The 10,393-nt window shown below is 41.7% G+C and carries 6 protein-coding genes and 1 pseudogene; 3 read left to right on the plus strand and 4 right to left on the minus strand.

Annotated features, from left to right (window positions below):
* Positions 1-400: 400 nt before the first annotated feature.
* Both V7K67_RS14595 and V7K67_RS14600 read left to right on the plus strand, forming a co-directional pair.
* Positions 401-667, plus strand: a pseudogene (locus V7K67_RS14595) (BrnT family toxin); the annotation flags it as partial.
* Positions 642-1,007 carry a helix-turn-helix domain-containing protein gene (locus tag V7K67_RS14600; protein ID WP_199349704.1) on the plus strand — a complete coding sequence of 122 codons (366 nt, stop codon included), beginning with the start codon at positions 642-644 and terminating at the stop codon, positions 1,005-1,007. The pseudogene V7K67_RS14595 and the gene V7K67_RS14600, both read left to right, overlap by 26 nt.
* A 206-nt stretch (positions 1,008-1,213) precedes the next feature.
* On the opposite strand, the gene V7K67_RS14605 is transcribed toward V7K67_RS14600, so the two are convergent.
* Positions 1,214-2,572, minus strand: a complete 1,359-nt coding sequence (locus tag V7K67_RS14605) for a sensor histidine kinase (protein ID WP_334729909.1) — start codon at positions 2,570-2,572, stop codon at positions 1,214-1,216.
* A gap of 658 nt (positions 2,573-3,230) precedes the next feature.
* Between V7K67_RS14605 and mutS the strand changes: the two genes are divergently transcribed.
* The gene (gene mutS, locus V7K67_RS14610; RefSeq protein ID WP_334729908.1) at positions 3,231-5,867 is read left to right on the plus strand and encodes a DNA mismatch repair protein MutS; all 2,637 of its coding nucleotides are present in this window, start codon (positions 3,231-3,233) and stop codon (positions 5,865-5,867) included.
* A gap of 429 nt (positions 5,868-6,296) precedes the next feature.
* On the opposite strand, the gene V7K67_RS14615 is transcribed toward mutS, so the two are convergent.
* The 3 genes from V7K67_RS14615 to V7K67_RS14625 form a co-directional block, all read right to left on the minus strand.
* Entirely contained in the window at positions 6,297-6,866 is a 570-nt protein-coding gene (locus tag V7K67_RS14615; RefSeq protein WP_334707070.1) for a peptidylprolyl isomerase, read from the minus strand.
* A gap of 119 nt (positions 6,867-6,985) precedes the next feature.
* Positions 6,986-8,968: a primary-amine oxidase gene (locus V7K67_RS14620; protein ID WP_335167111.1), complete on the minus strand. Its 1,983-nt coding sequence runs from the start codon at positions 8,966-8,968 to the stop codon at positions 6,986-6,988.
* Positions 8,969-9,501: 533 nt separating this feature from the next.
* Positions 9,502-10,026 carry a tetratricopeptide repeat protein gene (locus V7K67_RS14625; RefSeq protein WP_334707074.1) on the minus strand — a complete coding sequence of 175 codons (525 nt, stop codon included), beginning with the start codon at positions 10,024-10,026 and terminating at the stop codon, positions 9,502-9,504.
* Between the last annotated feature and the right edge of the window lie 367 nt (positions 10,027-10,393).

Below are 10,393 nucleotides of genomic sequence, written 5' to 3' on the forward strand. Positions count from 1 at the left end.
TGTTTTATCGAACTCTTCATACTGAGACATGATTTCTGCCTTTACGCTTTTGCTCACTTTTATCTAACTTCTGAAAAAATGGGCGAACCGGGAGTAATAACTTAAAAGATAATTTTAGGTCATTCTTCCATTCGGGATTGTCTCGCCGAGTTATACTGAGCGCATCTCAAAGTTAGGGTTAGGGTAGTACAAACATCAGAATAAGTAATGTTCACGTTTAACCTAATCAATGAGAGTAATGCACACGCTATCTTAAGTTGGCGATACGAGCCACTCTATGATTTATATAACTACTGAGAGCAAGAAGCTAATCTACTACAACATATTCTGCACCCCCAGAACACCTTTTACAGTATTGTGGATGAGAATGGCGAGTTGGTAGCTTACGGATAATGACAAGGCAATTACCAACTGGCAAAAGCATGGTGTCAGCTTCCATCAAGCAATCAAAGCGTTTGACGACCCTTTTGCGGTAGAACGTTTTGATGATCGTGAAAATTATGGGGAAGAGCGCATCAACCTGATGGGTATGTGTGACGGGGTACTACTTCATGTAACCTACACCGAACGGGGACAGCGTATCCGTTTAATATCAGCCAGAAAAGCAGAAAAGTATGAAAGAAACGATTATTACCGCGAGAATGCACAAGGATGGGACGGCGGTTGAAGTGTTGCCTGACGGTAGTGAAAGACCCTTTCCAGAGCAGCCCATGCGTCCCATGACAGAAGAAGAAATTCACGCTGCGGCTATTAGCGACCCTGATGCCCGCCCTATGACAGAAGCTGAATTACGCAACGCTAGACGTGTTCCCCGTGTTAAAACCATGCGGCGCGCCTTGAAATTGACGCAGGAGGAATTTTCGGCGCGTTATCATATTCCGCTTGGCACTTTGCGTGATTGGGAGCAGGGACGCACTGAACCCGACCAAACCGCACAGGCTTACCTCAAGGTTATTGCTGCCAATCCTCAAGCTATTTATGAGGCATTGCAATTTACCCCGCACTAATTTTCAAAACAGATTTTTAGGCGCACAAAAAAATCAAGCCAAAACCAGTAGCACATTTCAAGTAGAAATTTTTACGGGCGATGGGGGACTCAAGGCTTATGAGCCAGCTACCCCAGCACCAACGCGTCGTAGTAGTCAAACAAAAAGGTAACATATCCTTGAGCGATTACTATTTACCCAAAATAGAGGTTCTTTGAACTAACTTGTCATGAATTAAGTTGGACAGGAATTGTAATAATAAACTCCGTTCCTTCTTTTACGGTAGATATACATTGCAGTTGACCACAATGTTTTTCTACAATAATTTGATAGCTGATAGATAACCCCAATCCAGTGCCTTTACCGACGGGTTTAGTGGTGAAAAAGGGGTCAAATAATCGCTTTTGTATATCCTTGGGAATTCCTATACCATTATCGGCAATGCGAATCACTACTTGCTGATTATCTGTAACTTCAGTACGAATACGAATTAAGGGGGATTTAAGAGTTATATCAGCTGATTCAAAACTCTCGAAAATAGCATCAATCGCATTTGCTATAATATTCATAAAAACTTGATTTATTAACCCAGCGTAGCATTCCACAAGAGGTAGATTTCCATATTCTTTAGAAATCGGAATTGTTTGACCTGTTTGCTGATTGATTAGACGGCTTTGTAAGATTATTAGAGTGCTATCAATACCTTCATGAATATCAACTATTTTTTTCTCAGATTCATCAAGACGGGAAAAATTGCGTAAAGAAAGAACTATCTCTTGGATACGGTCAGTACCAAACTTCATAGAATTAATAAGTTTGAGAAAATCAGCAGTTAAAAACTCTAGTTCAAGTTCTGCGATCGCAGCTTGAATTTCCGATACTGGTGCAGGATAATGGTATTGGTATAGGCTAATTAATTTCAGTAAATCTTGAGTGTAGTTGAGCGCATAGACCAGGTTGCCAGCGATAAAGTTAACAGGGTTATTGATTTCGTGTGCAATCCCAGCAACAAGTTGCCCCAAAGCCGCCATTTTTTCATTCTGAATTAATCGAGTATAGTTATTCTTCAGGTTACGAAAACCTCGTTTGGCAATTCTAGATTGTTCTTCTACTTGCTCTAGTTGAGCTAATGTTAAAATATGAATTTGGGAATAAGCTAAAAGTAACTGATGGAAATCGAGTAGTTTATAGCTGCCTAACTGAGTTTCTATTAAAATCGGCTCATATACAAATTGAGGCTCTCGCTGCAAAGCTACCTTATTTGCTTCTACAATGAGCGTCTCCTCAGAAATTACACATACATCTGGTTGCAGAAAGTTAATCAGATTTATCGCAGGTCGTTTATAAAATAGTGGAAAACTATAGGGACGGCTCATGTGTTCGAAAAATCTTTGTCGAGAAATCATCCCCAGATATTCATGGTTTTTCACCAGGATAATTCCTGGTAGTAAAGGCTCTTGCTTAAACAGTCTATTCAAATTACTTGCTGGACTATTTGCGTCGAGGTAAACAGACCAAAGTGGTAATTCTTGTAAAGTAGACTCTAATCGCAAGTTCAGATTATTAGCATTTGTGATACTAGTCATGCTCTCTATCGCCAACATACTTTCAATCCTTAACCTTGAGTTAACATTTCTGGTAATACCTCGAACAAGCATTGCAATAATTACAAAGTTAATCAATCTTATAGTTCCCTGATTACTGCTTAAAATAACAGTTATGCTGCAAAGCTTTTCTGTACTAAACATCTAGTGAAAATGACGTATACACAATTCATGAATTGTGCATATCAAGGATTTATGGCAACGCATAATTAATTTCTGGAAATGTGTTCTGGACAATTAGTAGCAATTAAGAATTACGGAAAAATCGCCAAATTGCTGATATTGATGTTCTCAGGGAATTTTATGGAGAGGAGCGTATAAATTGTTTCTAGAACGACTCTGAAAGTATGGCTTGAGGCAGCTACTTGCCACACAGAGAAGGGCAATTATCATAAAACCATACACGCCCCGAACCTTTTAGCGTTGTTGAATGTAGCTAGGATTGGCCAAGCTTCGCCAGACTGCGTTCACCGAAGGTGTTGGCGAAGCCATCGCCTGTTCACCACACTAACTGCAATAATGGGTGTATCAACCTACAACCCAGCCAAGAGTAAAAAAATCTTGAGCGATCGCTATTCACCTCTAACATCAAGCTATCATCGGATATTGTGGAATTTCCGCGCGTAACTCAATAGCATCTATGACCGCTTCTCACCCTGAAACTCCATCTACCAAACCCGACGCGAGTACTTTTATTTCCGACCATCAACAGGTAGACCGCAGCAAGCTAAGTCAAATGTACCTGCACTATGTCGAAACAAAGGATAAATATCCTCACGCGGTATTGCTGTATCGGGTAGGAGATTTCTTTGAATGCTATTTCCAAGATGCTGTCAAACTAGCGCAAGAATTGGAATTAGTTCTCACTAGTAAGCAAGCTGGAGAACAAGGACGAGTGGCGATGTCTGGTGTTCCGCATCATGCTTGGGAACGCTACGCGACGCTGCTGGTAGAAAAAGGCTACGCAGTAGTAATTTGCGACCAAGTAGAAGATGCTTCTGAAGCTGCTGGGAGATTGGTACGGCGGGAAGTAACGCGCATCCTTACCCCCGGCACTTTGCTAGAAGAGGGGATGCTCAAATCCAGTCGCAATAATTACTTAGCAGCAGTAGTAATTGCCGCAAATCATTGGGGTTTAGCTTATGCAGACATCTCCACAGGTGAATTTCTTACCACACAAGGTAGTGATTTAGAACATTTGACACAAGAATTAATGCGCTTGCAACCTTCAGAGGTGTTGGTGCCGACAAATGCGCCCGATTTGGGTAGCTTGTTGCGTCCGGGAGAGACTTCGCCACATCTTCCCCAGTGTTTGTCACCATCATTTTGCTATAGTTTGCGATCGCAACTTCCCTTTTCTCAAGGTGAAGCTAGACCAAGATTATTGCATAAATTTAAGGTGCGATCGCTCGAAGGGCTTGGTTGCGATCATCTTCCCCTCGCCGTTCGTGCGGCTGGCGGTCTTCTGGAATACCTGGAAGATACTCAAAAAGAAAACCCTGTCACCCTCCAGAGACTCCGCAGCTACACTGTCACCGACTACCTAATTGTTGACAATCAAACCCGCCGTAACCTAGAAATTACCCAAACCGTCCGGGATAGCACTTTTCATGGTTCCCTACTTTGGGCATTAGATAAAACTAGTACAGCAATGGGTGGGCGGGCTTTGCGGCGGTGGTTGTTGCAACCGCTACTCGATATTAAAGGCATTCGGGCGCGGCAAGATACCATCCAAGAATTGATGGAAAATACGCCCCTGCGTCAAGATTTACGGCATTTGTTAAGGCAAATTTATGATTTAGAACGTCTCACCGGAAGGGCGGGTTCTGGTACAGCTAATGCTAGAGATTTAGTAGCTTTGGCAGATTCCCTCTCACGTTTACCGGAATTATCCAACTTAGTAGTTGAGACGCGTTCTCCTTTCCTGAAAGCTTTGCAAAAAGTCCCCAGTGTGTTGGAAGAATTGGCACAAAAGTTACACGCGCATCTTGTAGAGTCACCACCCATCCAAATCAAGGAAGGTGGATTAATTCGTTCTAGTGTAAATCCTCTATTGGATGAGAGAAAAGCGACTGTAGAAGCAGACCAGCAATGGATTGCCAACTTGGAAGTTGATGAGAGAGCTAAGACAGGAATTTCGACGCTGAAGGTAGGATTTAACAAAACTTTTGGTTATTATATCAGTATTTCCCGCAGCAAAGCTGACCAAGTACCCGCTAATTATATCCGCAAGCAAACCCTGACCAATGAAGAACGTTACATCACCCCAGATTTGAAGGAACGAGAAGCCCGGATTTTGACGGCGCGGGATGATTTAAATCAGTTGGAATATGAGATTTTTACGGCGTTGCGGGAAGAGGTAGCACAAGAGGCGGAAGTAATTCGCAATCTGTCTCGTGCAGTGGCGGCGGCAGATGTGTTGTGTGGTTTAGCTGAGTTGGCGGTGCATCAAGGTTACTGTCGTCCCGAAATGTTGCCAGGAAGGGAGATAAATATTGTTGATGGGCGTCATCCAGTGGTGGAACAGTCTTTGCCTGCGGGATTTTTTGTGCCGAATTCGACGCAATTGGGAAGAGAGTCATTAGTCATTAGTCATCTGTCATTAGCAGATGACCAAGAACAAATGACCAAGGACAAAGGACAAAGAACAAATGACAGTCCTGATTTGATTATTCTGACTGGGCCAAATGCTAGCGGCAAAAGTTGTTATTTGCGGCAGGTGGGATTGATTCAGTTAATGGCACAGATTGGTAGTTTTGTACCAGCAAGGTTTGCTAGATTGGGAATATGCGATCGCATCTTTACCCGTGTTGGTGCAGTAGATGATTTAGCAACTGGTCAATCTACCTTCATGGTGGAGATGAATGAAACCGCAAATATTCTCAACCATGCCACATCTAGGTCACTGGTACTATTAGATGAAATTGGCCGGGGGACAGCAACATTTGATGGTCTTTCCATCGCTTGGGCGGTGGCAGAATATATCGCAGTGGATATTCGGTCACGGACAATTTTTGCCACGCATTACCATGAGTTAAATGAACTGGCTAGTATCATACCCAATGTGGCTAACTATCAAGTGACGGTGAAAGAATTACCTGACCAAATTATCTTTTTGCACCAAGTCCAACCAGGAGGTGCTGATAAATCTTATGGAATTGAAGCGGGAAGATTGGCGGGTTTACCAGCTGTAGTTATTCAACGGGCAAAACAAGTGATGGGGCAAATTGAAAAACACAGTAAGATTGCGATGGGACTGCAAAATCTTGATGGGTAAGTAAGTTTGTAGTAAGGACTTTAGTGCTTATTTTCTAAGACGATGTTTGTACAGTCTCAATTTATACTAGCCCTGGCGATTAGAAATCGCGGCTACACAGACAAAACCTGCCTACGCAGGTTAAAAACCCTTAATTTTTCTTAGTCCACGGAGGTGGACTAAGTTTTGTGTAGTAGCGAATTCTATTCGCCCAATACTTTTAAAACATCCTCTAAGCTCGACTTTATCCAAAATTAAGAATTTGGTTCTCCTTATAGAGCAAAAACCCTAGCTTTTTGGCAAAAACTTTTTCCATGTCACTGATTCCCGGTTAAATGAAAAAAGTAAAACTACTGTCTCACAAAGGTTTCAGCATCAGCTTGAGTGTTGCCAAAAAATGGATAAAGTCGAGCTAAGCACTAAAATCCTTACTACAAACCGAGGTGTTAATTACTGCCGAAAAATTTCTACTTTTTGTAACACCACTTCTTGATTAGGACGATCTCTAATCGTAGGCACATTAGCAATCTTGCTGACTATATCTAGACCTTCGACAACTTCACCAAAAACACTGTGTTTGTTGTCAAGGTGAGGCGTTGGTGCTTCTGTAATGAACCATTGCGAACCATTAGTACCGCGTCCGGCATTAGCCATCGACAAGATACCTGCACCAGTGTGTCTCAATTCCGGATGAAACTCATCCTCAAATTGATATCCTGGGCCACCAGTACCCCATCGGCTAGCTGTATCTAGATAACGACTCAGAGGATCGCCACACTGAATCATAAAATTAGGGATGACCCGGTGAAAGCGAACCCCATCGTAAGCTGGAGTTCCCTTACCAGATTCACCAGTTTTAGGGTCTTTCCAGTCGATTGTTCCGGTTGCTAGACCGACAAAATTTTTGACGGTGTTGGGGGTTCGCTCTTCTTCCAAACGAACTACAATTTCACCCAAGGAAGTAATTAAGCGAGCGTGCAGCTTGCCATCACCGGGAATATTAATTTCTGGAAAGCTCATTAGATATCCTACTTTTAACAAGTGTCAGTATTTGACCTATATAAGTTTATCAGCATTCAAGTTACCGCCTTTAGACATGACAAAAAACCTGAAGGAAGAAAACTTGAGCCAACAATATTTTACTCAGGTAAATTGATCGCTGGATTCCGGCTAAAGAATCCTCTAGGGACTAGCTTAAAGCCAACTTGGTGAACAGGCATCACAGGCCAATCTTCCGATCGCGGAATATGAGTTACGCCCATCGTGTACCACAGTACGATATCTTCACCCATCAAAGCTTCATCATCTGCAATATATTTGGGCAAACCCTGTCCTGGTCGAGTTTGGTTGGGATAATCGCCCCCAGCATAAAGTTCACTAGGTTTATATTTTGTTACCCAGACGTGATGAGTCGCAAATTCTGCCCGTTCTCGGATTTTTGAGCCTTCCACAGGGAAAAATAGAGAGTTTCCACCAGGCATTAGCATATATCCAGGTGCAGCCCCTAGAGCATTCTTTTTGTCTGCACTAACAATCATCCATTCCCGACTGCTTTTCAGATCCAAATCGCGCACCGCAGACGTTTCTTTGGCTAGTGGGGTTTCTGAAAGTGCGATCGCATTTCCTAAAGGATTTTTCTCATCCATCGGCAAAGCTTTCACATTCATTTCCATCACCGAATTAGCTTGACCATCGACATCGAAATCTAGGCGATAGTTGAAAAAGTGCTGGTGATTTACTCCAAAGATATTTTTAGCAATTAACCTACCGTGGGAATCATCCTCAGATTGCTTTTGGGCAGCCGTTCCCTGAGCCAGTACGATACCCGTTAGTTCATTTTGGACTTCCAAAGTCCCATCCTGGTGAAAGATCCAATTGATGCTGTAATCATAGTTGTCAACAGCTACCGTCATCGTCATGACTAATTCTCGACTGCGACGCACATCATTACGCTGAGTATTATACTCATAATGTTTCCAGAGCATTCCATTATCGCGCTCGTAGATACCGATCACCCCTGGGATTTTATAAGGTTCTCCCTGCTCATTAGCAAATACAGCATTTAGCAACAAGCCATTTTCGGGAATTTCCTTACCTAACTCCATCGTATTTGCTAGTAAACCTAAGTTGTATTCTCCAACATCAAAGGCATTTCTAAATGACCAAGTAGGCTCAGGATCGCCATAAGGTACTACCATTTCTGAGAGGCTAGCACGGTATAAAACTGGCCGAATATTTTCCCCATCGTTGTACGCTACTTGGTGCAGCATTAATCCATTACGAGGATGCATTGAATAGCGAAATTTCCAACCTTGCCAGCTAATTTCACTGTCTTTAATCTGGAAACTTTGACCATTAGGTTGGAGAATCTTCAATGCTTTCAATGGTGAAAGTAATTTGCCCAAGGACTTGATATCATAGTTCCAATTTTCTTTAGAGAAAGGTACATTTCCTTTATCAATAAAACTAGCGATTTTACCCGTGTTCAAATTAACTGTTGCTACGACTCCTTCAATGGGACTACCATAATAGTTCCAGGCTTTGCCTTTGTAGTAAGATAAGCCGCGACAAAGACGATTACCTGTTGCTTCTTCCTGTTGACTCTGGATTCCTGGTGCCCACCAACTAATTTTGACTTGCTCAAAGTCGGTAATTCCCCGCTTTTGCATTGCTTTTTGCCATCGCGGATCGGCTTTAACTACCTGAGTTGCTAGTTCATATTCTGAATTAACGATCGCAGGTTGAACAGAGGGTATTTCTTTCCAAGAACTTAAAGTTTTGTTTGTGAGGTCTACGATACCCTCATAAGTTTTATTTAGTGAACGTTCATAAATTACCAAAAAAGCTTTTCGCTGGAAAGGTTTACCATGTGTAAATTTTAGAACTTCTTCTTTATCTGGTTCTTGTAAAGCAATCAGTGGAAAAGCTGCCATTTCGCTCAAAGTTTTTTCTTTTTTGATGACCGAAACGGCTGTACTAATTTCTGACTCAGTTAGGGAAGTGAGAGGATGGAAAATCGAAGGCTGTTGAGCCATCAATATTTCCATGAATCCGATTGAGATAGAAATGACGGAAATGATCGCAATAGATAGCCACAAAAAACGCTTTAGCCGCTTAATCATCTTTTAGCTTTTTACAAAAGACTTATAGTTATCTATTTCCAAGCCTAAGATTGAAACCCGATAAATTAAGAGGCTAAAGCCAAATTAATTTGTTAACGGTGTCCTCAATTGTGAAACCCAATATATTAGACATCTGGTGAAAATGAATGTAGAGACGTAGCACTGCTACGTCTCTACAAGGGTTTTGGATAACGCATATTTAATTTCTGGAGATGTCTATTCGAGAGCATTTCACCCTTGCAAATATACCTGGCGATTAGAAATCGCGGCTACACAAACTTTCGTCCGCCTGCGCGGACTAAAGAAAATCCAGGGTTTGCTTTAGTTCTTGGTTATGAAAAAGATGGGCGTAGGCAGGAAGTCACTTCTGTACCTGATTTCGTTAGGGTCGATTACTTCAGATTTAGAAAATAACCAAATGAATTATCCAAAATTATTTGTAGGGGCGTGTTGCAAGAGGCCCCTCCATAATTTCGCGTTGCTCAATCTAAAATCCAAAATCTAAAATCCAAAATTATTTGACGCTTCAGCAATTACGCAGAAACCAAACGGCGTAAAGATTCAGCACGACGTTTCGCAATAGAGTTATTTGGATCAAACTTTAGTGCTTCTTCATAAGTTTGCAACGCCTGAGTAGTTAACTTTTTCTTCTCGTAGGCGTGACCGAGATTGTTCAATCCTGTAACGTAGTCTGGTTTAGATTTGAGAGCTTCTTTGTACTGACGAATTGCTAAGTCATATTGCTCTTGGATAAAATAAACATAGCCCAGCCCGTTGTAAATGGGGGCGATATTTTCTTCTTCCTCTTCTTCAGCAGCTTTGAGAGCTTTTTGAAATAGCGCGATCGCTTGAGAGTACAATTTTTTTTCTGAATAAATACTGCCTAACTCATAATATTCTTGAGTCGTACCTTTTTCTTTCTCTAACTTCTTTCGCAATCTTGCAAAAGAGCCTTCAACCTTGCGAGTTTTGAAAATCTGGCGAAACACACTCACGGCTGCAATTGTGAGTATAACCACCAAAATTGAGAGATAAACAACGGCTAGACTGTTATCCATTGCTGCAAATATTATAAAGTTGCTTTTGTAATCTATTATCAGGCTATTGGGTATCAGGGAGGTAAGGATAATTATCTTAAGTATTAATTGCTAATTGCTAATTGCTAATTGCTAATTGCTAATTGCTAACTGCTAATTGCTAATTGCTAATTGCTAATTGCTAATTGCTAATTGCTAACTGCTAACTCCTAACTCCTAACTCCTAACTCCTAACTGCTAACTGCTAACTGCTAACTCCTAACTCCTAACTCCTAACTCCTAACTCTTAACTCTTAACTCCTAACTCCTAACTCCTAACTCCTAACTCCTAACTCCTAACTCCTAACTCCTAACTCCTAACTCCTAACTCCTAACTCCTAACTCCTAA

The sequence above is a fragment of the Nostoc sp. genome, from assembly GCF_036917155.1.
Classification (GTDB): Bacteria; Cyanobacteriota; Cyanobacteriia; order Cyanobacteriales; family Nostocaceae; genus Nostoc.